This is a genomic window from Kangiella marina (assembly GCF_039541235.1).
GTDB classification, from domain to species: Bacteria; Pseudomonadota; Gammaproteobacteria; order Enterobacterales; family Kangiellaceae; genus Kangiella; species Kangiella marina.
Genome location: NZ_BAABFV010000002.1, coordinates 406,020 through 430,263, shown reverse-complemented (window position 1 = coordinate 430,263; position 24,244 = coordinate 406,020). Strand labels below are relative to the sequence as shown.

The 24,244-nt window shown below is 44.7% G+C and carries 19 protein-coding genes; 7 read left to right on the top strand and 12 right to left on the bottom strand.

The window, feature by feature from the left end:
* Nucleotides 1-4: 4 nt before the first annotated feature.
* The 6 genes from ABD943_RS10180 to ABD943_RS10155 all read left to right on the top strand — a co-directional run bounded on the left by ABD943_RS10180 (nucleotide 5) and on the right by ABD943_RS10155 (nucleotide 6,874).
* Nucleotides 5-1,495, top strand: coding sequence for a leucyl aminopeptidase (locus ABD943_RS10180; RefSeq protein WP_345293081.1), 1,491 nt, complete (start codon nucleotides 5-7; stop codon nucleotides 1,493-1,495).
* Nucleotides 1,496-1,505: 10 nt separating this feature from the next.
* Entirely contained in the window at nucleotides 1,506-1,946 is a 441-nt protein-coding gene (locus ABD943_RS10175) for a DNA polymerase III subunit chi (protein WP_345293080.1), read from the top strand.
* Nucleotides 1,947-1,948: 2 nt separating this feature from the next.
* Nucleotides 1,949-2,866: a DUF6498-containing protein gene (locus ABD943_RS10170; protein ID WP_345293079.1), complete on the top strand. Its 918-nt coding sequence runs from the start codon at nucleotides 1,949-1,951 to the stop codon at nucleotides 2,864-2,866.
* 105 nt (nucleotides 2,867-2,971) lie between these two features.
* Nucleotides 2,972-3,526 carry a class I SAM-dependent methyltransferase gene (locus tag ABD943_RS10165; RefSeq protein WP_345293078.1) on the top strand — a complete coding sequence of 185 codons (555 nt, stop codon included), beginning with the start codon at nucleotides 2,972-2,974 and terminating at the stop codon, nucleotides 3,524-3,526.
* 179 nt (nucleotides 3,527-3,705) lie between these two features.
* Nucleotides 3,706-6,489, top strand: a complete 2,784-nt coding sequence (locus ABD943_RS10160; RefSeq protein WP_345293077.1) for a valine--tRNA ligase — start codon at nucleotides 3,706-3,708, stop codon at nucleotides 6,487-6,489.
* A gap of 25 nt (nucleotides 6,490-6,514) precedes the next feature.
* Nucleotides 6,515-6,874: a hypothetical protein gene (locus ABD943_RS10155; protein ID WP_345293076.1), complete on the top strand. Its 360-nt coding sequence runs from the start codon at nucleotides 6,515-6,517 to the stop codon at nucleotides 6,872-6,874.
* Nucleotides 6,875-6,924: 50 nt separating this feature from the next.
* Here the strand turns inward: ABD943_RS10155 and ABD943_RS10150 are convergent, their stop codons facing one another.
* The 4 genes from ABD943_RS10150 to guaB all read right to left on the bottom strand — a co-directional run bounded on the left by ABD943_RS10150 (nucleotide 6,925) and on the right by guaB (nucleotide 13,729).
* The gene (locus tag ABD943_RS10150; RefSeq protein WP_345293075.1) at nucleotides 6,925-9,483 is read right to left on the bottom strand and encodes a bifunctional aspartate kinase/diaminopimelate decarboxylase; all 2,559 of its coding nucleotides are present in this window, start codon (nucleotides 9,481-9,483) and stop codon (nucleotides 6,925-6,927) included.
* A gap of 221 nt (nucleotides 9,484-9,704) precedes the next feature.
* A complete protein-coding gene (gene tadA, locus ABD943_RS10145; protein ID WP_345293074.1) occupies nucleotides 9,705-10,184 on the bottom strand; it encodes a tRNA adenosine(34) deaminase TadA in 480 nt (159 codons plus the stop codon).
* Between the two features lie 264 nt (nucleotides 10,185-10,448).
* Complete coding sequence (guaA, locus tag ABD943_RS10140; protein ID WP_345293073.1) at nucleotides 10,449-12,026, bottom strand: glutamine-hydrolyzing GMP synthase; 1,578 nt, start codon at nucleotides 12,024-12,026, stop codon at nucleotides 10,449-10,451.
* Nucleotides 12,027-12,268: 242 nt separating this feature from the next.
* Entirely contained in the window at nucleotides 12,269-13,729 is a 1,461-nt protein-coding gene (guaB, locus tag ABD943_RS10135) for an IMP dehydrogenase (protein WP_345293072.1), read from the bottom strand.
* Between the two features lie 114 nt (nucleotides 13,730-13,843).
* On the opposite strand from guaB, the gene xseA reads away from it, so the two are divergent.
* Nucleotides 13,844-15,193, top strand: a complete 1,350-nt coding sequence (gene xseA, locus ABD943_RS10130; protein ID WP_345293071.1) for an exodeoxyribonuclease VII large subunit — start codon at nucleotides 13,844-13,846, stop codon at nucleotides 15,191-15,193.
* 18 nt (nucleotides 15,194-15,211) lie between these two features.
* On the opposite strand, the gene der is transcribed toward xseA, so the two are convergent.
* From der to rlmN, 8 genes are all read right to left on the bottom strand, one after another.
* Nucleotides 15,212-16,627, bottom strand: a complete 1,416-nt coding sequence (gene der, locus ABD943_RS10125) for a ribosome biogenesis GTPase Der (RefSeq protein ID WP_345293070.1) — start codon at nucleotides 16,625-16,627, stop codon at nucleotides 15,212-15,214.
* Nucleotides 16,628-16,632: 5 nt separating this feature from the next.
* Nucleotides 16,633-17,796 carry an outer membrane protein assembly factor BamB gene (gene bamB, locus ABD943_RS10120; protein WP_345293069.1) on the bottom strand — a complete coding sequence of 388 codons (1,164 nt, stop codon included), beginning with the start codon at nucleotides 17,794-17,796 and terminating at the stop codon, nucleotides 16,633-16,635.
* A 51-nt stretch (nucleotides 17,797-17,847) separates the two neighbouring features.
* Nucleotides 17,848-18,480 (bottom strand): YfgM family protein, encoded by a 633-nt coding sequence (locus tag ABD943_RS10115; RefSeq protein WP_345293068.1) that lies wholly within the window; start codon nucleotides 18,478-18,480, stop codon nucleotides 17,848-17,850.
* 17 nt (nucleotides 18,481-18,497) lie between these two features.
* A complete protein-coding gene (gene hisS / locus ABD943_RS10110; protein ID WP_345293067.1) occupies nucleotides 18,498-19,772 on the bottom strand; it encodes a histidine--tRNA ligase in 1,275 nt (424 codons plus the stop codon).
* 128 nt (nucleotides 19,773-19,900) lie between these two features.
* Nucleotides 19,901-21,043 carry a flavodoxin-dependent (E)-4-hydroxy-3-methylbut-2-enyl-diphosphate synthase gene (gene ispG, locus ABD943_RS10105; RefSeq protein WP_345293066.1) on the bottom strand — a complete coding sequence of 381 codons (1,143 nt, stop codon included), beginning with the start codon at nucleotides 21,041-21,043 and terminating at the stop codon, nucleotides 19,901-19,903.
* Between the two features lie 81 nt (nucleotides 21,044-21,124).
* Nucleotides 21,125-22,069 carry a RodZ domain-containing protein gene (locus tag ABD943_RS10100; protein ID WP_345293065.1) on the bottom strand — a complete coding sequence of 315 codons (945 nt, stop codon included), beginning with the start codon at nucleotides 22,067-22,069 and terminating at the stop codon, nucleotides 21,125-21,127.
* A 3-nt stretch (nucleotides 22,070-22,072) separates the two neighbouring features.
* Nucleotides 22,073-22,864 carry a type IV pilus biogenesis/stability protein PilW gene (pilW, locus tag ABD943_RS10095; protein ID WP_345293064.1) on the bottom strand — a complete coding sequence of 264 codons (792 nt, stop codon included), beginning with the start codon at nucleotides 22,862-22,864 and terminating at the stop codon, nucleotides 22,073-22,075.
* Nucleotides 22,865-22,901: 37 nt separating this feature from the next.
* Nucleotides 22,902-24,038, bottom strand: a complete 1,137-nt coding sequence (gene rlmN, locus ABD943_RS10090) for a dual-specificity RNA methyltransferase RlmN (RefSeq protein WP_345293063.1) — start codon at nucleotides 24,036-24,038, stop codon at nucleotides 22,902-22,904.
* Nucleotides 24,039-24,244: the final 206 nt, after the last annotated feature.

Below are 24,244 nucleotides of genomic sequence, written 5' to 3'. Positions count from 1 at the left end.
ATCTATGGAATTCTTTGTAAAGAGTGGTAGCCCAGAAAAACAAAAAACAGGTTGCTTAATCGTAGGTGTATTTGAATCTCGTAAACTGTCTGCTCCAGCACAGCAGATTGATGACATTAGCGAAGGCTATATCAACGCTATCGTCAAGCGTGGCGATATGGAAGGTAAGTTCGGACAAACTTTGTTACTTCATAGCGTTCCAGGCACAAGCTGTGACCGAGTTTTGTTGGTTGGCTGTGGTAAAGAACGCGAGTTTGATGCCATCAAATATAAGAAAATTTGCGGTAAGGTCATCAAGTTACTTAACGAAACGGGCGCGACTGATGCGATCAACTCACTACCTCTATTAAATGTTAAAGGCCAAGAACTTTACTCGAAAGTGCGCTTCGCGGTAGAAGCAGCGAATGATAGTTTATACGTTTTCGATCAACTGAAAAGTGAAAAGCCTGAAACGCGTCGTCCACTGCGCAAGATGACCCTGTTCATTGAGTCTCGCGGGGATTTACCGGAAGGTGAAAAAGCGATTAAGCATGCATGCTCGATTACAGCAGGCCAAGCCCTAACGCGTGATCTAGCGAACCTACCGGGTAACATCTGTAACCCAACTTACTTGGCGAATAAGGCTGAAGAGTTGGCGAAAGAATATTCGAGCATCACTACAAACATCCTTGATGAGTCTGAATTAAAAGAGATGGGCGCCGGCGCATTTGTCTCGGTTTCACAAGGCTCGGATGAACCTGGCAAATTAATTTGCATGGAATACAACGGCGGTACAAAAGGTGATAAGCCTCTCGTATTCGTGGGCAAAGGTATTACCTTCGATACGGGCGGTATCTCTTTAAAACCTGGCGCCAAGATGGACGAAATGAAGTTCGACATGGGCGGTGCAGCCTCGGTGTTTGGCCTAATCAAATCGGTTGCTGAAATGGGCTTACCGATCAATGTCATTGGTGTCGTTGCTGCAGCTGAAAATATGCCTAGTGGAAAAGCCAGTCGTCCGGGTGATGTGGTAACGTCTTTATCAGGTCAAACCATCGAAATCTTAAACACCGATGCCGAAGGCCGTTTAGTACTTTGTGATGCTTTAACTTACATCGATAAGTACGATCCTGAGATTGTGATTGACGTAGCAACCTTAACCGGTGCTGTTATCGTCGCACTGGGTCACGAAGCTTCTGGCGTCATGAGCAACAACAATGCCTTGGCGAACGAAATTGAAACCGCTAGCGAGATGGCAACTGACCGCGTTTGGCGTTTACCCATTTGGGACGAGTATCACGAGCAACTTAAGAGTAACGTTGCCGACTTCACCAACCTTGGTGGCATGCCAGCTGGCAGTATTACCGCGGGTTGCTTCCTGTCGAAGTTCACTAAGAAATACCGCTGGGCACATATCGATATCGCAGGTACGGCTTGGAAGTCTGGCGCTGAAAAAGGTGCAACGGGCCGCCCAGTACCATTGCTATCACAAATCGTGATTAACCGTTCTAAGTAAGGTTAAGCTCATGACCCAAGTAGGTTTTCACTTACTGGAAAGTCAATCAGGCGTAGAAGCTTATCTGCGCCTGATTGGTAAATGCGTCCAGAGTTTGTACAAACAAGGACGTAAAGTCTACATCCACGCTAAAGATGAAGAGCAGGCGCATGCTGTTGACGAATGGTTATGGACGCAAGAACTTGATGACTTTGTTCCTCATAACATTGTTGGAGAAGGGCCTAACAGACCCCCGCCGGTTCAAATCGGCTACGCCACTTCTGAGCAAAAGCCTCCTGAAAATCAGCATGACTGCTTAATCAATTTAAGTGGCGAGGTACAGCCGTTCTTTAGCTACTTCCTTAAATGCTTCGAAATTGTGCCGAATGAAGAAGCCGATAAAGCGTCTGCACGCGAACGCTATAAGTTCTATCGTGGAAGAGGCTATCCTCTCGATCATAAAAAGTACTAAGCATGGAGCTAGAGCAAAGTAACAACGCTAAACTCAGTAAAGGCAAAATTGCGGTTGCTTTAGCAAACATTGTTCCACTGATTGGCGTTTTGCTGGGTTACTGGAGCGCATTCGATATCATCTTCCTTTACTGGTTTGAGAATATCATTATTGGTATTTTTACTTTTTGCCGTATGACCATTCGTCCTGATACACCGCCTATGTTTCGGTTTGGCGGGCTTTTCATGGCAGCTTTTTTCTGTGTTCACTATGGCTTTTTTACTTTCGGCCACGGTAGCTTTGTAGCCAGCTTCTTCGATGAACAACTCCTAGGCGCTAACGCTGCCATGAGCGGCAATATTTTTAACGTCACAGGCTTTATGCTGTCGCAGCAAGGGATTCAACTGACCATCTTTGCGATGCTGATTGCGCACCTCGTCGAGTTTATCCTGGCTTACCGAAATCGTGAGTTCGATTCTATTCCGGCTGAAATGTTTAGGCCTTACAAGCGAATCATTGTGCTGCATATCGCGATCATCGCTGGTGGTTTTATCGCAACCCTGTTCGAAAATACGCTCGGCGTCGCCTTGGTTATGATTGCGCTTAAGATCTATTTTGACTTAAGGCCAAACAGTTTCAGTAAGCTGAAAGAAAAACACAAAGGCAAACTCTTTGATACGAATATCAGCGATGAAGAAGCGAAAGAAAAAATCAGACAAAGCTTACTCAAACCTGAAATTAAAATTAATGGCGAAACCCATCAGTTCGATAGCGTTGAAGAGATGGTTAACTCAGATCTCTACCAAAAACATTCCAAATGGCTTCGCTGGTTACTGCCCAAGAAACATCTCGTTCTGTATGAAGAAGTCATTAACGAGTGCATAAAAAATGAACGAGAGTCACTCGCGGCTAAAGAACCAAAAGAAATAAAGACAACATAAGGTTTGTAATAATCGATTAAGAGTGATATTTCTTATGGTAATAAGATCATAAAAACGTCACACTACATAACATATTACGACTCACTATTTACTACTAGGAACCGCATGAAGGGCTTTACCCGCTACGCATTAAAAAACTTAAAAAGTACAGGCAGCATAGCCCGTAGCTCTAAATTCTTGGCTCGCAACCTAGCAAAGCAAATTCCATCAGATGCCCAAACCATCATTGAACTGGGTGCTGGAGATGGCATTATTACCAAAGAATTGTTGAAATATATGCCGCAAAAGGCGCACCTCACAGCCTATGAGATTTCAGAAGAGCTATTGCCTTTACTCAATAAAATTGAGCACCCAAGGTTCAGCCTCAAGCACAGCTCGGCTCTCGATATTGTCGAAGACTTTGCAATTAACAGCGTTGACTGCCTCGTTTCTTGCCTTCCGCTCGCCTTATTCCCGCTTGAAATGAAGCATGAACTTTTAACGCATATCCGCTCGGTACTTAAGCCAAATGGGGTATTTTTACAGTACCAATATTGGTTGAGCGACAAGTCGCTGATTAAAGAATACTTTCCCCACCTAAAAACTAACTGGGTACCGCTAAACCTACCGCCCTCCTTCGTTTACACTGGAAAAAAGCCCGAACAAAAAGAAACGGTTTAAAGTTATTGTTAATCAGTAACTTACAGCGCTCACTTTCAATCAAAAGGGACTACCGATACGAGTAACGGTGTTTTGTAGCACTGTTTAAAGAATAAATATCCTCGAAATATAGATATCTCGCTCACAAGCGTTATAATTCAAGGCTTTGTTACTAAAACTGCAGAAACCACGACATAACCATGGATAAAGCATATAACCCGCAAGCAATCGAGCAAGAAACCTACAAGAAGTGGGAAGATAACGACTATTTCTCACCAAAAGGCGGAGCAGAAGGCAATGATGACAGTTACTGCATCATGATCCCACCGCCGAATGTCACCGGTAGTTTGCACATGGGGCACGCTTTTCAGCATACGATCATGGATGCTTTGACTCGTTACCACCGGATGAAGGGTGAGAATACTCTTTGGCAGCCAGGCTCAGACCATGCCGGTATCGCCACCCAGATGGTGGTTGAACGCTTACTCGATCGCGAAGGTAAGAGCCGACACGACCTTGGGCGAGAAGCCTTTGTTGATAAGGTTTGGGAGTGGAAAGAACATTCTGGCGGCACCATCACCAAGCAAATGCGCCGCATGGGCGATTCTTGTGACTGGTCACGCGAAGCTTTTACCATGGATGATGATTTATCCGAAGCCGTGTTAGAAACCTTTGTCCAACTTTATGATGAAGGCCTCATTTATCGTGGTGACCGACTGGTCAACTGGGACCCTAAACTTCTAACAGCGGTATCGGATCTCGAAGTTGAGTCGCATGAAGAAGATGGTCACTTATGGCACATGCGCTATCCGCTGAGCGATGGCTCTGGCCATGTGATTATCGCCACCACTCGTCCAGAAACCATGCTGGGAGACAGCGCGGTTGCCGTACACCCTGAAGATGAGCGCTATCAAGGTTTAATTGGCAAGACCATCGACTTACCCTTGACTGGTCGCCAAATCCCTATCATCGCTGATGATTACGTCGAAAAAGATTTTGGTAGTGGCTGCGTTAAAATCACTCCCGCCCATGACTTTAATGACTACGAAATGGGTCAACGTCATGACTTAGAACTGATCAATATTTTAACGCCAACAGCCCACATCAATGACAATGCTCCTGAAGCTTATCGTGGCTTAGATCGCTATGAAGCCCGTAAGAAAATCATTGAAGACTTTGAAGCGTTGGGCTTAATGGAAAAAATTGAACCTCATAAGCTTAAAGTTCCTAAGGGTGACCGTAGTGGCGTTGTTATCGAACCGTATCTTACGCCTCAATGGTATGTAAAAATTGCGCCACTGGCTGAGCCAGCGTTAAAAGCAGTAAAAGATGGCGACATAAAATTCGTGCCAGAAAACTGGTCAAATACTTACTATCACTGGATGGAAAACATTCAAGACTGGTGTATTAGCCGCCAGCTTTGGTGGGGACATCAAATTCCAGCATGGTACGACAACAAAGGCGACGTTTATGTCGGCCGCACTGAAGAAGAGGTTCGTGAAAAGTACAACTTGGGCGACATTGAATTACGTCGTGATGAAGATGTTTTGGACACCTGGTTCTCTTCAGCGCTTTGGCCTTTTGCGACATTAGGCTGGCCCGAGAAAACACCAGAACTAGAAACCTTTTTACCGACCAGTGTTCTAGTAACCGGTTTTGACATTATTTTCTTCTGGGTCGCCAGAATGATCATGATGGGCTTAAAGTTTACTGGCAAGATTCCTTTCAAAGAGATTTACATTACAGGCCTCATTCGTGACGAACAAGGTCAAAAAATGTCTAAGTCGAAAGGTAACGTTCTCGATCCAATCGACATTATTGATGGCATCGAGCTAGACGCCTTAGTCGAAAAACGTACGACCGGCATGATGAACCCGAAAGCTGCCGAGAAAATTGCGAAGCGTACGCGCAAGCAATTCCCTGACGGTATCGAAGCCTATGGTACGGATGCGATGCGCTTTACTTTCTGCGCCATGGCTTCTACATCCCGTGACATTAACTTCGATTTAAATCGTGTTGAGGGCTACCGAAACTTCTGTAACAAAATTTGGAATGCAGCACGCTACGTCCTAATGAACACGGAAGATCAGGACACGGGGCTAAACAATAACGACATGGAGCTTAGTCTCGCCGATCGCTGGATTAAGAGCGAGTTTCAAAAAACCATTACGGAGTTTGAAAAAGCCGTTGAGACTTATCGTTTTGACTTAGCATCTAATGCCCTCTATGAATTCACTTGGAACACTTACTGTGACTGGTATTTAGAGCTTTCTAAGCCAGTACTTTATAGTGACGAATATTCAGAAGCAGCAAAGCGTGGTACTCGCCATACACTGGTTACCGTGCTTGAATCGCTGATGCGCTTGTTACACCCTTTCATGCCCTTTATTACTGAAGAAATCTGGCAGAAAGTGTCTCAGCTGGCTGGCACAAAAACTGAAGATCGACCTAGCATCATGCTCCAAGACTTCCCACAAGCTGACGCAAGCCAGATAGACACAAATTCAGAGCAAGATATTGAATGGCTGAAAAAAGTCATCGTTGGCGTTCGTAATATCCGTGGCGAAATGAACATAGCGCCGGGTAAGCCGCTTAGCGTATTGTTTAGAAATGGCTCCGACCAAGACAAAACGCGCCTCAATGACAACAAAACTTTCTTGTCAAAACTCGCCAAGTTGGAATCTATTCAGTGGTTAGAGGCCGGAGATGAAGCCCCAATGTCAGCGACTGCTTTGGCGGGTGACATGGAAATTTTGATTCCAATGGCTGGACTTATTGACGTTGAACAAGAACTTGCTCGACTGGATAAAGAAGCCGATAAGTTGGAAAAAGAATTACAGCGCATTGCGGGTAAACTAAACAACCCTAACTTTACCGATAAAGCTCCAGAGGCAGTTGTTGAAAAGGAGCGAGGGAAGCTTGCCGAAGTTGAATCAACCTTGAAAAAAGTTGAGGAACAACGTCAACAGCTTAAATCACTGTAAGACAAAACTAAACTGAAATGGGGATATGATGAAAACACTATTTTTAGGCAGTCTCACTCTATTGGCAAGCTCATTACCGTTAGTAGCCGATGACTCAAGTAACAAGCATTTTATCCTCGTGACGACTCATCAGAATGAGATTGGAGAGATTTGCCCAGAAATGGACGCTGGGCAAACCTTAAGCTTTGATTTTCAATCAAACCATGACGTGGAGTTTAACCTTCATTTCCATGAAGGAGAAAAAGTCAGCTACCCCATTGAGCCTCACAACGTATCCTCTATAAAACAATCTTTTGAAGCTCCCATTAAGCAAACCTACTGTTTAATGTGGAAAGGTTTAAATCAGGACGCTTCAAAAATTAAAGTGAAGTACCACATTCTGTAATGTGTTAGTAGCCATTCCCAAACGCGGAATGGCTCTATTACAGACTTAACTTAAATACACACCTCTTCTGCTGGCTGACGCATATTATATTGAGTCGCCATCACACGTCCGTAAGCGCCAGCATTTTCAATCAGTATCAAGTCCCCTTCAAAGGTTTCAGGGAAGGGAATTTCAACACCCAGCTTATCCGTACTCTCACAAATCGGCCCGACAATGGTCGCTAAATGTTCTTTTTCAGCATCCAAGCGAGTAAGATTAACGATGTTGTGGAACGAACCATAAAGCGCTGGACGCATGAGCGAGTTCATACCCGTGTTCAAACCAACATAATAGTAGTTTTGTTTCTGCTTCACTTGAGTAACCTTTGAAACCAACACACCCGTATTCGCCGAAATATAACGACCTGGTTCAATCCAAAGTTGATACTGTGGAAACTCAGCTTTAACAACCTGTAAACTTTGGTCAATTTGCCCCATGGTTAACTCGGTTTGTTGTGCGCGTTCTTTAATGCCAAAGCCACCCCCCAAGTTTAAATACTTCACTCGTGGAAAAAGAGAAGCCGTCTCAGCTAATAATCGAGCATGCTCTGCCCAGTGCTCATTGGTTAAAATGCCACTTCCTGCGTGAGCATGCAGTCCAACAATATCGATATTATGGTGCTCAATAATGGGGGCAAGCTCTTCTAGCTCGTAGATGGGAATCCCGAATTTAGACGTTGCTCCAGCCGTTCTAACGTTTTCATGGTGGCCCTTACCGATATTTGGATCGACCCGTAAAAAGATTTCTTTCCCTTCAAAAATTTCTGGCCAGTGTTTTAACGGGTAAGTACTATCTAGTGTCAGACGAATCCCTTTTTGCAATATTTCATCGTACTCTCGCTTATCGGCAAAATTTGGTGTAAAGAATATTCGTGATTTATCAATACTGGGAAATAACTCCAATATATGATTCACCTCACCGCTTGAAACGGTCTCAAAGCCGATTCCAGCGTTATAAGCGGTCTGTAATACATCTCGATTATTATTGGACTTAACGGCAAAGAAAATACGATCAATAGCGCTGATACTTTGTAAGTTTTGAATATTGTCTTTAATCGAGTCTAAGTGATAGATATAAGCACTATCACGCTCTGACAGGCACATCTCTATCGTGTCTCGTTTGTCCAGCCACCACTTCCTAGTCTCAACCGAGCTGTCGGTTTGCTTTAATTCTTTGGCCGTCGGCCCTAATATTTCACTGTTTGGATTATTGGTGATTAACAGTTCATGTAACGCCGATATAACTTTGCTACTATGCTCATCATCAATCACAAAGGTTAGGTTTAAATCAGAAGCAGCTTGTGACAATAGGTAGACTTTATAGGTTTCAAAAATTGAAAATGCTGGCGCGATTTTATGTAATATTGCACGTACATTTTTACCCACAATAGAAACAGCTGAACAATTCTGCATCACTTTAACGCGACACATGTCGGATAGCTCTTCAATCAAACCTTTTAACTGCCTATCATTCACCACTTGCGTCAAGCTGTCTAAGCTGACTGTAATATTGGTTTCTGACGTTGAGACCAAATCCACCGATACATTATGTTGCTTAAAAATGGCAAAGATATCAGCCAAAAACCCGGCTTGCTGCCACATTCCCTGACTTTCCATCGAAATTAAAGTGATTTGTTCTTTCGCCGTAATCGCTTTGACCATGCCCCAACTATTTTCGATGCCGCTAATCACGGTACCATCAATGTCAGGGTCTATGGTGGAACGAATATAAATTGGAATTTGGCTAATTTGAGCCGGTCGGATAGCTCGTGGATGCAAAACCTTAGCGCCGGCTGACGCCATCTCTTGGGCTTCTTCATAGTTAAGCTGTTTAAGCAAGCGTGCGCTCGCAACTTGGTTTGGATTCGCCGTGAAGATTCCTGGAACATCAGTCCAAATTTCTAACCGCTCTGCTTCAACTTTCGCCGCGAAATAAGCCGCTGAAGTGTCAGACCCGCCCCGCCCTAGCAAAACAGTTTCATCATCACGAGTATTCGCTATAAAGCCTTGAGTAATCACTACAGGGTTCTGCTCAACGGCTTCAAGCAATGATTGATCAGGCTCAAAATGACAGCTCGCACAGAGGTAATCCAGATTTCGACTTTCACGAGCATACAAGTAGTCCCGCGCATCAAGCCAAGCAACCGACTCGTCAAACACCTTGCCAAGATAAGTCTGCCCAATAGTAGTAGACCAAAGCTCACCCTGTGCCATTACTAGGGCTCGGACTCTGTCGCTAACCTCACCCAGCAAGTGAATACCATCTATTAATCGTTTGAGATAACTGTAACGATCATTCAGTAAATCGTTTGGTAACTCCATCTCAGCAAGTAGACGCTGATGAAGATTGATCAACTCCTCATAAGCCGTATGGTATTCACCCAGTCGCGCCAGCTCGATCAATGCCTCAAGTCGGTTTGAAACGGTGCTGACAGCCGAGTGCACAACAAACACCTTCTTACCTTTAGCACGTTTGCGCTTAATAATGCTCGCAATATTATCCCAGTTTTGGCGAGTGGAAACGCTCGTTCCCCCAAACTTAAGCAAATGCCAAGAGTTGTTTGTTGCCATTCTCCTATTCCTCAATATGTAATGTTTTCATTAGGCATAAAAAAACCCGCAAAGGATGTCCTGTGCGGGTTTCATTGATTCGTAATTACTATCGTTTCATTCACCCACAGCATAATAGGACGCGTTTTTTTAGCGCCTTCTTGCTGTGTTTTTTAACGATTAATAATGTTCTCATGTGTTTGAATATAGTAAAAATCGAAAGTTTGTCAAATATAATTTGGTTATTTGCTGCGCTTTTTATCGCGTTTAGCCTTAAAGAAAGCCTTTAACTGCTCAGAACATTGCTCTTTTAACAAGCCAGTCTCGACCTCACAATGATGATTGAAGGACTCATGCTCAAGAATGTTCAGCACACTCCCACCAGCGCCAGTGCGAGGATCATCTGTAGCATAAACGATGCGAGCCACTCTAGCATGAACCAAAGCCATGGCGCACATAGCGCAAGGCTCAAGCGTCACATACAAAGTGGTATCAACCAGGCGATAATTCTCTAATACTTTTCCAGCTTCGCGCAGAGCCACCACTTCAGCATGCGCCGTCGGATCATTGCTCAAAATGGGCTGGTTAAAGCCCTCTCCAATGACTGTATCACCCTTCACTAAAACAGCACCGACAGGCACCTCGCCCTTCTCCTTAGCCATTTCGGCTAACTCAAAGGCTCGCTGCATAAATTGATGATCTTTATCAGTGAAGTCAATCATGATTTAAAGCGATGGATTACGCTAGTCGCTAACCCATCCTATATCCTATAATTTTATCGTTCTCGGCAAACTCCAAAGGGGAACCAACTTTGCCTTCAATTTTAATGTTATATATTATGGAAAGAATTTGTTAGCAAGCAAATCTGTAAATTTAAGATTTTTGGTAGAAGACAAGGCAAAAGAGCGCACAGCGAAGGGAGTTTACAAAAAGTAAATGACCGAGCGAGCACTCTTTTAACGAAGTATTATTCCAAAAAGATAAATTTACTCCCACTCAATAGTAGCTGGTGGCTTCGACGAAATATCATAAGTAACTCGTGAAATCCCATCAACTTCGTTAATAATACGACCGGAGACATGCTCCAAGAACTCATACGGCAAGTGAGCCCAACGAGCAGTCATAAAGTCGATAGTCTCTACGGCTCGCAATGCGACAACATAGTCATATTTACGACCATCACCCATCACGCCTACAGAACGTACTGGCAAGAATACGGTAAACGACTGACTGGTTTTATGGTACAAGTCATGCTTGTACAATTCTTCGATAAAAATCGCGTCCGCACGACGTAATAAGTCCGCGTACTCTTTCTTAACTTCACCGAGAATACGAACGCCTAGACCGGGCCCTGGGAATGGGTGGCGGTATAGCATGTCGTAGGGTAAGCCTAGCTCTAGACCAATTTTGCGCACTTCGTCCTTGAAGAGTTCACGCAAAGGCTCAACAAGCTTAAGTTCCATGGTTTCTGGTAAGCCGCCGACGTTGTGGTGCGACTTGATGACATGAGCTTTGCCTGTTTTGGCGCCTGCTGACTCAATAACGTCAGGATAAATCGTGCCTTGGGCCAACCACTTAGCATTGGTTAACTTCTTAGATTCTTCGTCAAAAATATCAACGAACACTTTGCCGATAATTTTGCGTTTAGCTTCTGGTTCATCGATGCCTTTTAGCTCATTTAAGAAACGATCTTCAGCATCAATGCGAATAATGTTTAAACCAAAGTTGTCACCAAACATCGCCATCACTTGATCAGCTTCGTTTAAACGTAATAGACCATTATCAACAAAAACACAGGTCAAATTTTTACCGATTGCTCGGTGCAAAAGCATGGCTGTCACTGATGAGTCAACGCCGCCGGATAAACCTAAAACAACTTCATCATCACCGACCTGTTCTTTGATTTGCTCAATAGCGTCGTCAATGATATTTTCCGCCGTCCATAAACGCTCACAGCCACAAATTTCTGTGACAAAGCGCTCCAACATGCGTCCGCCCTGCTTGGTGTGAGTCACTTCTGCGTGGAATTGGATGCCATAGAACGGTTTTTCTTTATGAGCTATTGCCGCGATAGGTGCATTTTCACTAGAAGCGATGACTTCAAAACTTTCTGGAACTTCAAGAACCTTGTCGCCGTGACTCATCCAAACGTCGAGCAACGCCTTACCTTCTGTATTGAACCGATCCTCGATACCATCCAATAATTTATTCGGGGTATTGATAAAAACTTCTGCGTAACCGAACTCACGCTTTTCAGAACCACCTACTTTGCCACCAAACTGATACGCCATGGTTTGCATGCCATAGCAAATACCCAGTACTGGAATGCCTAGCTCAAAAACAAGTTCTGGTGCTCGCGGTGTGCCCTCGCCAGAAACCGATTCGGGACTACCTGACAAGATGATACCTTGAGGATTAAACTCACGAATATAGTCGTCGCTAACATCGAAAGGCACCAACTCACAGTAAACGCCAATTTCACGAACACGTCGTGCAATCAGTTGTGTGTACTGAGAACCAAAGTCCAAAATCAATATACGATGATCATGAATATCTGTTTGCATCTTCTTACCTTTCTAGGTTAGCTACTCACACTGCGGGACGACTTCCCACAGTTGAAAAAAATCAAAAAGCCGCAGTTATAATCTGCGGCTTGGCTTATCCGACTTCTAACAGTCACTCTATGTATAACTCAGGAAAAATGTTCAAGGTCGAGTTAAATCAATTGTAATTTGCGAAGTTTGTGTTTTTACAAATGAGCAAACATTCAAATTGATTTAACAACGAGATTGAACACTTTAACAAGTTAGACTTGATAGTTTGGCGCCTCTTTAGTAATCGAAACATCATGCACATGACTCTCACTCATGCCCGCACTCGTTACTCGAACAAACTGCGCTTTAGTACGAACGTCTTCAATCGTTTTACAGCCGGTTAGGCCCATACTTGAACGTAAACCACCCATCATCTGATGAACGATTGATGTCATATAACCTTTGTAAGGCACACGACCTTCGATACCTTCTGGCACTAATTTATCCGCTGCATTTGAGCTTTGGAAATAACGATCCGCTGAGCTATTCTTTTGTGACATCGCACCTAAAGAGCCCATACCGCGGTATGACTTGTAAGAACGTCCCTGATATAACTCAACTTCGCCCGGAGCTTCTTCTGTACCGGCTAGCATCGAGCCAACCATCACACTGTAAGCACCAGCAGCGATAGCTTTACACATATCACCAGAGAAGCGGATACCGCCGTCTGCGATAAATGGAATCCCAGTACCTTCAAGCTCTTTCGCCACGCTTGAAATGGCTGAGATTTGTGGAACACCAACGCCAGTCACGATACGCGTGGTACAAATTGAGCCTGGGCCAATACCGACCTTAACGCCATCAGCACCAGCATCAACTAACGCACGAGCGCCAGCACCAGTGGCAACGTTTCCACCAATCACTTGTTTGTCTGGGTAATTTTCTTTAACCCACTTAACGCGATCCAATACGCCTTGTGAATGACCATGAGAGGTATCAACCAAAATGATGTCTACACCTGCTTCAATGATCGCTGACACTCGATCTGGCGTTTCTGCGCCAGTACCGACAGCGGCACCAACACGTAAATGACCATAGCGGTCTTTGCAAGCATTTGGCTTGGTTTCAGCGTTATTAATATCTTTAACGGTGATTAAGCCTTTAAGGTCAAAGTTGTCGTTAACGACCAAAAGCTTCTCGATTCGGTTGCTGTGTAACTTGTCTAGGATTTCTTCCTGGCTGGCGCCTTCCTGTACAGTTACAAGGCGCTCTTTTGGCGTCATAACCGACGATACAGGCTGTCCATCACGAGTTTCAAATCGAATATCACGGTTGGTCACGATACCGACCAGCTGATCACCTTCTACTACCGGCATCCCTGAAATACCATGTTGAGCCGTCATTTGCTTTAACTGGCCAATAGTTGTATCAGGAGTAACAGTAATCGGATCGCTAACGATACCGCTTTCGAATTTTTTCACGCGGCGAACATGTTCAGCTTGCTGCTCGATAGACATATTCTTGTGAATGAAGCCCATCCCACCTTCTTGCGCCAACGCAATAGCAAGACTTGATTCTGTCACAGTATCCATCGCAGCGGAAACAAGTGGAATATTTAGAGCGAACTCACGGGTGATTTTAGTACGCAGGTCAGCATCGGCTGGAAGGACGGTAGAATGTCCTGGTACTAATAAAACATCGTCAAAGGTTAGAGCTTCCTCTATAATACGCATAGGGTGTACCACGTATTATTTAGCGTCAGCACGACAGGCGCTGACTAGATGAAGCGCGTTATTATAACGTGTCTCCACCATTAAGGTAAATAACTAATTCACGCGATTTTCAGCATGATACAACCAATATTACAGCCGCAAGAACCAACCGAACAACGCAAAGTCTATAGTGTCACAGAATTGGCGCTAAACGTCCGTCGCCAACTCGAAAGCGAGATTGGTCAAATCTGGATCACGGGTGAAATTTCAAACTTAGCCACGCCACGCTCTGGTCACTGGTACTTCACGCTAAAGGATGCTGACTCACAGCTGCGTTGCGCCATGTTCAAGAATCGAAACCGTAGTGTCAGGTTTACTCCCGAAGACGGACAACAAGTGCTAATGCGCGCCAAAATCAGCTTGTATGAGCCACGAGGTGACTTACAACTGATTGGCGAATACATGGAGCCTGCAGGCGAAGGCGCCTTACAAATTGCCTTTAACCGCCTCAAGGAAAAGCTCAACAACGAAGGGTTATTTGCCGAAGAGCTAAAGCGACCTATCCCAACACTACCCAATAAAATCGGCATCATTACCTCACCCACAGGTGCTGCCATACGTGATGTATTAACCGTACTAAAACGCCGCATGCCTCAGGTTCCGGTAATGATCTACCCGACTCAGGTCCAAGGAGAAAAAGCCGCAAAAACCATTATTGAGCAACTTAATATTGCCAATGAGCGGGCTGAGTGTGACGTATTGTTGGTTACCCGTGGCGGGGGTTCCTTAGAGGATATGTGGTGTTTTAATGATGAAAAGCTTGCTCGAGCTATCCGAAGCAGCGCGACTCCAGTGGTTTCAGCAGTAGGTCATGAAGTCGATACTTCGATCAGTGACTTAGTGGCAGATTTAAGAGCACCGACCCCATCAGCAGCCGCCGAGCTACTCGTTCCTAACCGCGTTGATATCATCCATAAGTTTCAAACGTTTGAGCGTCGCTTGACCAATGAGTTTCAGCATAAGCTGCAGATCGAACAAGCCAAGCTGGATAAACTGACCTCAAGAATTGTTCACCCCAAACAACGGCTGGCTCAAAGCCAAACGGATCTTGAGCGCCTTATTAAGCAGCTTATCAGTGCCCAAGCGCGCTACCTCGAAAACCAAAAAACCGTCCTGAAAAACTCAATAACGAGGCTAAACAGTTACAAGCCACAAAAGCATTTACAGGACTCCCAAGACAAACTGAGCTCGTGGCACAAACAATTACATCAAGCCATGAATCAACAACTTAAAGAGTTTAAGCAGCACTTCGCACTGAGCGCACAAAAACTTCACGATATCAGCCCATTAGCAACACTTGAACGAGGCTATACGATTACCACTGACGAGGATGGAAAGGCTTTAAGGAGTGCTAAAGCAGCTAAGAAAGCAAAGGCTTTAGTGACCAAATTTAGTGATGGGGAGGTAAGAAGTAAGCCTGAATAAGACTTACTTCTTGTAGTATTATTTCTTCCCGAACTTTTTAATGGCGCGCTTTTTCTTCAAGCGCTGACGGCGGGAAAGCTCACGACTTTTGTTGGTTTTGTCTGCGAAAGGGTTATCCCCTTCTTTAGTCTCAAGCCGGATAGGCGTGCCAATTAGGTTAAGTTTTTTGCGGTAGAAGTTCACCAAGTAACGTTTATAGCTTTCCGGTAACTTACTCACTTGCTTACCATGAATAACGATCAATGGTGGATTGTGCCCACCCGGATGCGCATAGCGAAGCTTTATCCGTCGGCCTTTAATTGCTGGGGGCTGATGACGTTCATAAGCCTGCTCTAACAAGCGAGTTAATTGAGATGCCGACATTTCAATTAAAGCGCTTTCCCACGCCTCATCAACGGATTCCCACAAGTGGCCAACGTTAGAGCCATGCAACGCTGAAATAAAGTGAATTCGGGCGAAGTCTACAAAGCCTAAACGTCGATCGATTTCTAGCTTAACGTCATCGCGCTGCTCTTCGGTCATGCCATCCCATTTGTTAATCGCTATCACCATCGAGCGGCCAGCATCAATAATGTGGCTGACAAGACTTAAATCTTGATCCGTAATCGGCTCGCGAGCGTCCATGACCATGACCACAACGTTTGCATCACCAATAGCTTGCAACGTTTTAAGCACGGAAAACTTTTCGACGGTTTCTTTGACCTTGCCGCGGCGTCGAACACCAGCGGTATCAATCAAGGTATAAGGTTTGCCTCGTCGCTCCATCTCAATGTAAATACTGTCACGAGTGGTTCCCGGCATATCGAAAACCACCACTCGCTCTTCACCGAGAAAACGATTAATCAGGGTTGATTTACCAACATTCGGACGCCCAACTACGGCAAGTTTCAAGCCACGAGCTTCAAGCTCTTCAATGGTTTGCTCTTCTTCGTTGACTGGCTCTAATTCAAGGCTGTCGAGAACATTATCTATCAGCGCCGAAACGCCACGACCATGCTCGGCTGCTATGCCTAAAATATTGCTGTAACCAAAACTATAGTAGTCGGCTAATGCAGCATCCGCATGCACACCATCAATCTTATTGACCACTAAAATTACAGGTTTTTGCTCACGACGTAATTGCTCAGCAACATACTCATCAGCCGCCGTCATACCAGTTCTGGCGTCAACCATGAACAAAACGATGTCAGCTTCTTCAACCGCTTGTAGCGATTGTTTCGCCATTAAGTCATCAATCCCCTCTTCGTCACCAGCGATACCACCAGTATCAACGACGATAAAGGGCTGTCCATTTAACTTCGCCTGACCGTATTGACGATCACGAGTTAAGCCTGGAAGGTTAGCTACAAGGGCATCGCGCGACTTGGTCAGTCGATTGAATAGCGTAGATTTGCCAACGTTGGGACGACCAACGAGCGCGATAACAGGAAGCATAAAAATTACTCGTCAGAATCTTCTTCAACTTTGTTGAAGACATACATAAAACCAAAACGACTGGTCAGAATCACTTCATCATCAGTAACAATAGGTTTGTGCGCAAAGCCGTAATCATCTAAATGATCACGCGCCACAAACTCGCCCGAAGACTTATCTAAAAAGTGGACATAACCTTCAAAGTCACCAACGACCAGATTATCACCCAGTTCGGCGGCCGCTGTCGGACTACGGTATTTTAGACCTTCTTGTTTCCAAGCAACATCACCTGTCGTACGATTAATCGCAACCACAGTACCGTCGGTAGTCACTGCATACACTCGCAGCGTATCAACCAGCAAGTCTTTTACCGTTGATAATTCTTCACGCCATAAATAACGACCATTGGTTAAATCCATGGCGATAGCGAAGCCATTATAGCCCGCTCCATACAGTGTGTTTCCGTACAGAACCGGTGTGGTGTCCACATCAACAATACGCGAAATATCCGAGCTACCACGAGGCGACGATACGCGCTGTTCCCACAACAGATCACCAGAATCAATATTAAAAGCCGCTAACTTACCGTTAGCAAAGCCTGTCAGCACAATACCGTTTGTGGCTAAAGGTGCTGAGGTACCACGAATCGTTAGGCTTGGGATAACACGGTCATAGAACCACTCTTGGTCACCGTCGGTGCTATCTAATGCGAAAATACGACCATCCGCAGTTCTGACGATAACTTTGGTGCCTTCGATAGCTGGCTTGGCTAAAACCTCACTAGAAACATCAGCACGCCATAACTCACTACCATCTTCAACGTTAAGCACAATAACTTTTGCTTTTTTAGAGCCAATAGCGACTAAGCCCGCATTCGCACTAATTCCGCCTGACAAAGGCTCGTTTAACTGCACTTCCCACTGAATATCACCAGACTCACGATCAAATGCAGTGACCAGTCCCTCAATATCAGCAGTGATAATGTAGTTATTCCAAACCGCTGGTGTTAAATCATTAAACTTATCATCGGCTCCTTCGCCCACAGACTCAGACCAACGGACGTCGATCTCAAACTGTGACTCGACATCATCAAGCTCAGTCGGCTCATTCACGATTTCGTCAGAGCAAGCAGCTAGTAATACGCACGCCGCTAATGAAGTTAATAATTTTGATTTAACATTAAATGTCATACTGTATCCTGTGTTGAAGAATAGTCGTCGCTAAACGAATTATCGTATTAATTATTTTTCGATCCCAAACTCAGATAAGCGAAGCGCCAACAAAGGGTGAACCGCAGCCGCTGAAGCATCACGTGCTTCTATGAAGGCATTCTTAGCCGCTTCACGATTACCTTTAGCGAGTTGAGCTTCACCTTTTACCAATAAAGCACTCGACTGGTATGCTTCCGCAGTCACTGAGTCAGCCTGACTAATCGCGGCATCGTATTTTTCTTGTGCCAACAGAACTCGAGCCAAACGAACCTGTGCTACTGGAGTAAAGGTCTCATTACCTTGGTCAACAACCCAGCGCAATTGTTCCACAGCAGCGTCTAAATTCTCGTTTGAAACTTCTAGTTCAGCCAATTTCATCGCTGCCAAAGCTGCGTAGCTTGAAGTGCTGAAGTTTTGCTTGATCGCTTCCGCTTTTTCAACGAATTGAGCCTGATCGTTACTACCCGCAACGATGCTATCCACCGCTTCTGCATACTGAGCTGAAGCTTGTTCGCTTTGAGTTTGTTGGTGGTCTTTATAGTAATCCCAACCAAAAATACCCCCGAAACCGATAATCGCACCTAAAATGATGGCTTTACCGTTTTCTTTCCAAAATGTTTTGATCGCTTCGACCTGTTGTTCTTCTGTTTCATACTGAGCCATCGCTGGTCTCCTAACTCTTACTGTTTAATTAATGATTTCAGCTGCTCAACCAAATCGGCCTGGGACAACTGTAATTGCTCTTTTTGTTCACGCAAGAACTTAACACCAATAGTCTGCTCTTGCACCTCTTGCTCACCAAGAACCAACGCTATTCCAGCACCACTCTTGTCAGCACGTTTAAACTGTTTCTTAAAGTTCCCACCACCGAAATTACTACGGACACGGACGTGAGGTAATTCATTGCGGATTTTTTCTGCAAGCTGGATTGAGTTAATTTCAGCCGCATCACCAAGTGCCACCATATAAATATCGGCTAAAGTTGGCTCGATTGGCGCAAGCTCTTCCATCAAAGCAACAATGCGTTCGATACCCATGGCAAAGCCGCTTGCTGTCGTCGCATGACCACCCAGCTGCTCGGTTAAACCATCATAGCGGCCACCGGCACAAATCGTGCCTTGCGCTCCCAGTTTATCGGTGATCCACTCAAACACCGTGCGGTTGTAGTAATCCAATCCACGAACCAAGTTGGTGTTGATATCGTATTGAATACCATTGGCATCCAGCATTCTGCGTAATTGCTTAAAGTGCTCTTCGGATTCTGCGTCCAAGTGATCAGACAGCTTTGGTGCATCTTTGACCAACGCCTGAACCTCTGGATTTTTGCTATCCAGAATACGCAGTGGATTCGTGGTTAGTCGGCGCTGACTGTCTTCGTCCAGCTGATCTTTGATCGGCTCTAAAAACGCCACTAACTTATCACGATAAGCTGCTCGAGCCTCATTAGACCCCAGCGAGTTTATTTCTAATCGCACTGAGTCAGCTAAACCCAATTCTTTCCACAAACGGGCTGTCATTAGAATCAGCTCCGCATCGACATCCGCCGTTGCGATACCAAAAGTTTCGACGCCTAGCTGGTGAAACTGACGATAGCGACCTTTTTGTGGGCGCTCATGGCGAAACATGGGCCCCATATACCACAACCGTTGCTCTTGGTTATACAACAAGCCATGTTCAATTCCTGCACGGACACAACTCGCCGTTCCTTCTGGACGTAAGCTCAAGCTATCGCCGTTACGGTCCTCAAAGGTGTACATTTCTTTTTCAACGATATCAGTCACTTCACCGACTGCTCGTTTAAACAGCTGAGTCTTCTCGACGATTGGCATGCGTATCTCTGAATAGCCATAGCTATCCATTAGACGGCGCAAGATCGCCTCTAATGTGTGCCAGTATGGAGTCTGTTCCGGCAAAATGTCATTCATGCCGCGAATTGCTTGAATTTTCTGCGCCAAAATCTATCCCGATTCGTTCTGGTGATATTTTTTATGAAAGTGCGAAATTATAGCGAATTTGGCGAAAAACAGTAGTTATTTCGCCGAAAATTCAGAAATTATAAGGTTATTAGCCAATCTTTAAGGAATTAAGACTTCACTTCTTCGATAGGTAACTGCTGAGCACCTTTGGTTTTTGCGTCGGTTTGTGCTTTTTTAGCGGCAATTTGTGCCCTGATGCGAGCTTCCAACTCATCCACCAAGTCTTCATTAGCCACTTTATGGCTCTTCTCACCATCCTGATACAGCATGCTTTTCTTAAAACCGCCCGTTAGCCCCACTGAGACTTCCTTAGCTTCACCTGGACCATTAACAACACAACCAATAACAGCGACATCTAAATGCTCATTAACGTCTTCAAGGCGCTCCTCTAAGGCATTGACCGTTTTGATCACGTCAAACTGCTGACGAGAGCATGAAGGACAAGCAATCAAATTAATGCCTCGCTGGCGCAGACCTAAGCTTTTGAGGATGTCATAGCCCACTTTTACTTCTTCAACCGGATCGGCCGCCAGCGAGATACGAATGGTGTCACCAATACCTTCAGCTAATAACATGCCAAGTCCAACTGATGACTTAACCGTTCCCGAGCGGAAACTTCCAGCTTCAGTAATCCCTAAATGCAGTGGATTATCGATTTCTTTCGCTAAAATTCGATAAGCCGCAACTGTCATGTAAACATCAGAGGCTTTTAAGCTGATCTTGTAATCTTTAAAGTTATGGCGCTCAAGAATATCAATATGTCGATAAGCAGACTCAACTAAAGCCTCAGGAGTCGGCTCACCGTATTTTTCCTGAAGATCTTTCTCAAGCGATCCGGCATTGACGCCAATACGGATTGGTATATTGTGCGCTTTTGCTGCATCGATCACCGCTTTAACACGCTCTTCCGCACCGATATTGCCAGGATTAATCCGCAAGCAATCGACGCCATACTCGGCGACTTTTAGCGCTATACGGTAATCGAAATGAATATCGGCCACCAATGGGACTGGAGAGCGCTTCTTAATCTCTTTAAAGGCTTCTGCCGCTTTCATCGTGGGCACGGAAACTCGAACGATATCGGCCCCCGTATTTGCCAATGCTTGAATTTGTCCAACAGTCGCATCAACATCACAAGTATCAGTATTGGTCATACTCTGCACAGCGATAGGAGCATCGCCGCCCACAGGCACATTACCCACCATAATTTGACGTGATTGTCGACGTTGAATCCAAGAAGGGTTATTCATATTACTAGGTTCTCACTTGCCACCAACTAAGTGGCTAAGAAATTGATTTAAACATACTATTAGGGGGTTAGACGTTACCGATTAAACATCATTACCTAGTGTTAGCTTAGCAGCACGAGTGTCAGGATAGCCCGATAAATCGATAGACTCGCCTTGATAAGTTAATTGTACCGCTGACGCCTTACCCAAGGTCAAGTGATATGGGGTTTCTCCGGATAGTTGCAAGCTAGAACCGGCAGACTTAATTCCAAGAGCTAACACTTTACCAGCACCATCTTCGATACGCACCCAGCAGTCATCACTAAAGTTCAAGCCCAAAATGCCACCAGAAACAGCACTAGGCTGAGGTGTTTCTTGAGAATTTTGCGCATTGCTTTCTAAGCTAAGTTCACCCGAAGATTCTCTTAGGTCATCAGCAGACTTGTTGTCTTCAACCTCCGGCTCCTCCTCTTCAATAAGCAATTCAGAAGAAGCGTCGTCATTACTCACGGGATCATCCGTTTCTAATGGAGTATCTGACTGGTTACTTTGCTCGATCTGTAATCCAGTATCGTCAATGTCCAAACTTTGCTCTTGCTCATTATCGGGAGCAAATTTTTTCCACAACTCTTTTTCAACAACCACATAATAAATGGCAAATAAAAGAGCCAGGATAATAATGGAGGTAATCACTTTAAAAACCCAGTTACTGGAGTTAAAGGGTTTCTCTAATTCAAACCCTTCTAGCTTGGGCGGCGGCTGATTGAATAAATTGTTTTTCTGACAGTACTGGCTGAAGTTAGCGTTAACATCCACTTCATCAAGTCCAAGCAACTCGGCATAATTTTTCAAATAACCGCGATAGAAGGTTACCGGTAAGTCCCCTTCATAATCGTCACTTTCAATTTTTTTCAAAACCGTTAGCGTTAGCTTAAGCCGAGTAGAAACCTCCTCGAGTGAAAGCCCTTGCTCTTCACGAGTTTGCTTCAATAAGGCGCCAGGACCAAATTCATGCTCCTGCGATGTTTGCTCAGTATCATCAGTCATAAGTTATCGAATGCTTAGATATTCAGTGGCTTGTCTTGTGTTCGGAAATAGCTGCATCAATTTTTCACCGTAGCTTTTCATACTGACTCGATGGCCAGTTTCACGAGCGACTTTATAGCCAAGTAGCAAAGAGTCAGCCGTTGGCTTCGTGCGCCCTTCAAAGCGATATAAGTAATCCGAAGCACGCTTAGGATTTCCTTTTTGGAAATGCACACTTGCTAGACCATACAATGATTTGTCTAAATTTGGGTTAAGAGTCAGTGCTTTTTCAAAATATTCTTCTGCTTGCGTGAACTGTTTCGCATTTAAGCTGCAAAAACCTGCATTTTCATAAGCCTCTCCGACCGATGTATAGTCAGGCTGCTCAATGGCTTTTAAGAAGTACTTAACACCCTCTCCATATTCTTTTTTTGATTCACAAAGAAAAGCGCCGTAAGCATTTAAGTAATCCGGGTTGTCGGGAGCTTTGCGCAATGCTCGACGGTAATAACTATCGGCCTTATCAAACTCATATACTGACTGATAGTAATAACCCAAACCATATAAAACATCGGGTAAGTCGGGGTTGTGCTCGTAAGCTTTGACAAGGTTCTGCTTAGCACGCTCCATATAACCGGTTTCAATGTATTTTAAACCCAATGCCAATCGAGATTGTGCCGCTTTAGTTGCATTATAATCTGACTCTGTAACTTCAATACGATCATTGGTTGCAGCTTTTGTTGTCGTTCTCGAGGTTGTCTGGCAACCGCTTACAGCCACAACTGCACCTAGCACAATCCAGTTAACATATTTCATTGATACCTACCTGTTTTTTATTTATGCCAATCTCATCTTATACTAGCGCTCTAACGTCGATATCTCCAGAGTATTGGGTACGTCTTTGTTGGCGCTTTGTTTTATCATTAATTTTACCCGCCAATTGACCACATGCCGCATCGATATCATCACCACGTGTACGGCGAACCACAACAACAAAGCCGTTACGATGTAAATAATCACTAAACTTATCGATAGCTTGTGGCGTTGACGTCTCGTAATGCGTCTGCGGAAACGGGTTGAACGGAATAAGATTAATCTTACAAGGCGTATTTTTCAATAGCTTAGCTAACTGTTTCGCATGTTCTATGCTGTCGTTAACATCTTTCAGCATCACATACTCAATCGTTACTTTACGCGCCGCGTTGGATTTCTCCATGTAACGATGCACGCTCGCCATAAACTCTTTAATCGGATACTTCTTATTGATGGGTACCAATATATCACGCAGTTCATCATTTGGCGCATGTAAAGAAATAGCCAAAGCCACATCAATATCATCCCCCATGCGATCCAGCTGCGGCACCATGCCAGACGTGCTGAGCGTCACACGACGCTTAGATAGCCCATAAGCAAAATCATCCAGCATCAGTTGCATAGAGTTGATTACAGGCTGATAGTTCGCCAAAGGCTCGCCCATGCCCATCATTACCACATTGGTTACTGCGCGGTCATCACTTTTGTGCTTACCATTTAAGTAGCGCGCCGCATGCCAAACCTGACCGATGATCTCAGCCGTGGTCAAATTACGGTTAAAGCCTTGGTAGCCCGTTGAGCAAAAACTACACTCAAGCGCACAGCCGACCTGCGACGAAACACACAAGGTCCCGCGATGACGCTCAGGAATAAATACGGTTTCAATGGCTTGTCCGCCCGGAATTTTCAGCGCCCACTTAATAGTGCCATCGCTCGACTCCTGAATATTTAACACTTCAGGGCCTTCGATCACAGCTACGTCAGCTAGTTTTTGGCGGCACGCCTTACTGATATTGGTCATATCGTCGAAATTATCGACACCAAACTGATGAATCCACTTCATGACCTGTTGAGCACGAAATGGCTTTTCACCAAGTTCAACAAAGAACTCGACCATTTCATCGCGCGTCAGGTTGAGTAGGTTGGTTTTTTCGTTAACCGGTTGAGAGTTACTCATTAGGAATACCTTTACACAATGTTTTTGAAATAGTTTCTGACACAATCAGAAAATTGATTGTATTTTAGGCTTTTATACCACCAATAGCAAAGTTACTGCCAATTTGCTTTACAAAGTCTAAACTAAACGACACTAACGCTATTTGTGATAGAAAGACTCAGATTTACTTGTTCATTTTCTTTACTCGTCTAAAGAAAACGAACCAA

What these genes read in the sequence shown, in the direction of transcription:
- ABD943_RS10180 (WP_345293081.1), top strand. Translation starts at nt 5, where the DNA reads ATGGAATTCTTTGTAAAGAGTGGTAGCCCAGAAAAACAAAAAACAGGT.
- ABD943_RS10175 (WP_345293080.1), top strand. Translation starts at nt 1,506, where the DNA reads ATGACCCAAGTAGGTTTTCACTTACTGGAAAGTCAATCAGGCGTAGAA.
- ABD943_RS10170 (WP_345293079.1), top strand. Translation starts at nt 1,949, where the DNA reads ATGGAGCTAGAGCAAAGTAACAACGCTAAACTCAGTAAAGGCAAAATT.
- ABD943_RS10165 (WP_345293078.1), top strand. Translation starts at nt 2,972, where the DNA reads ATGAAGGGCTTTACCCGCTACGCATTAAAAAACTTAAAAAGTACAGGC.
- ABD943_RS10160 (WP_345293077.1), top strand. Translation starts at nt 3,706, where the DNA reads ATGGATAAAGCATATAACCCGCAAGCAATCGAGCAAGAAACCTACAAG.
- ABD943_RS10155 (WP_345293076.1), top strand. Translation starts at nt 6,515, where the DNA reads ATGATGAAAACACTATTTTTAGGCAGTCTCACTCTATTGGCAAGCTCA.
- ABD943_RS10150 (WP_345293075.1), bottom strand. Translation starts at nt 9,483, where the DNA reads ATGGCAACAAACAACTCTTGGCATTTGCTTAAGTTTGGGGGAACGAGC.
- tadA (WP_345293074.1), bottom strand. Translation starts at nt 10,184, where the DNA reads ATGATTGACTTCACTGATAAAGATCATCAATTTATGCAGCGAGCCTTT.
- guaA (WP_345293073.1), bottom strand. Translation starts at nt 12,026, where the DNA reads ATGCAAACAGATATTCATGATCATCGTATATTGATTTTGGACTTTGGT.
- guaB (WP_345293072.1), bottom strand. Translation starts at nt 13,729, where the DNA reads ATGCGTATTATAGAGGAAGCTCTAACCTTTGACGATGTTTTATTAGTA.
- xseA (WP_345293071.1), top strand. Translation starts at nt 13,844, where the DNA reads ATGATACAACCAATATTACAGCCGCAAGAACCAACCGAACAACGCAAA.
- der (WP_345293070.1), bottom strand. Translation starts at nt 16,627, where the DNA reads ATGCTTCCTGTTATCGCGCTCGTTGGTCGTCCCAACGTTGGCAAATCT.
- bamB (WP_345293069.1), bottom strand. Translation starts at nt 17,796, where the DNA reads ATGACATTTAATGTTAAATCAAAATTATTAACTTCATTAGCGGCGTGC.
- ABD943_RS10115 (WP_345293068.1), bottom strand. Translation starts at nt 18,480, where the DNA reads ATGGCTCAGTATGAAACAGAAGAACAACAGGTCGAAGCGATCAAAACA.
- ispG (WP_345293066.1), bottom strand. Translation starts at nt 21,043, where the DNA reads ATGAATAACCCTTCTTGGATTCAACGTCGACAATCACGTCAAATTATG.
- ABD943_RS10100 (WP_345293065.1), bottom strand. Translation starts at nt 22,069, where the DNA reads ATGACTGATGATACTGAGCAAACATCGCAGGAGCATGAATTTGGTCCT.
- pilW (WP_345293064.1), bottom strand. Translation starts at nt 22,864, where the DNA reads ATGAAATATGTTAACTGGATTGTGCTAGGTGCAGTTGTGGCTGTAAGC.
- rlmN (WP_345293063.1), bottom strand. Translation starts at nt 24,038, where the DNA reads ATGAGTAACTCTCAACCGGTTAACGAAAAAACCAACCTACTCAACCTG.